This is a genomic window from Oleiphilus sp. HI0086, from assembly GCF_001635225.1.
This window is the reverse complement of record NZ_LWFZ01000158.1, coordinates 1-658: the sequence shown is the minus strand read 5'-3', so window position 1 is coordinate 658 and position 658 is coordinate 1. Positions and strand designations below refer to the sequence as shown.

Genomic DNA, 658 nt, shown 5'->3' with positions numbered 1-658 from the left:
GAAAAATTGGAATAGTGCCTAGAGACAAAGATGATCTTGCTCAGCGACTTTGAAACTCTGTTTACAATGTTCAAACGGGCAGTCAAAACTCAGTGATACCGACTGCAATTGCAGATCCCTAACACCCTCAGCTTCCGTGTCACATGATTTACCATATAGCCGGTCGCCAACAATCGGGTAGCCTAAGGAGGAGATGTGTTGGCGAATTTGGTGCTTGCGGCCCGTTAGTAATCTAACGTCAAGTAGGGAATACTCGCCCTTACCTTCAACATAAGAAAACATACTACATGCGGCTTTACCCTCCACAGGGCTATTTACTTCATAGTCTTGCGGGAAGATAGAAAAATCACCGTGCACAATTGCCTGGTAGCGTTTATCAACCCTCCCCTGACTAAACATCTCACTAAAGCATTGCGCAGCTTTTTTACTATGACATAAAACCATTAAACCCGTGGTTGCTCTGTCCAACCGATGGACTAGAAAGACAGGTCGTTCATGGGTATTGCTAAGCTTAGCAAGGTTTACTTCTACCCAACGATTAATACTGGCAAAGTCTCCCCATCGGCTTCCCTGGCAGTTCAGGCCATAGGGTTTGAACCAAATACTGTAATCATAAGCATCATGGATCAACTTTGGTTCAGGGATAGCTTGCCTGAGA

General features: G+C 45.0%; 1 protein-coding gene. It reads right to left on the bottom strand.

The features are described 5' to 3' along the window. Positions 1–18 precede the first annotated feature (18 nt). Positions 19–658 (bottom strand): RNA pseudouridine synthase (locus A3756_RS02205; RefSeq protein ID WP_068552828.1); only part of this gene is annotated, 640 nt, incomplete at its 5' end.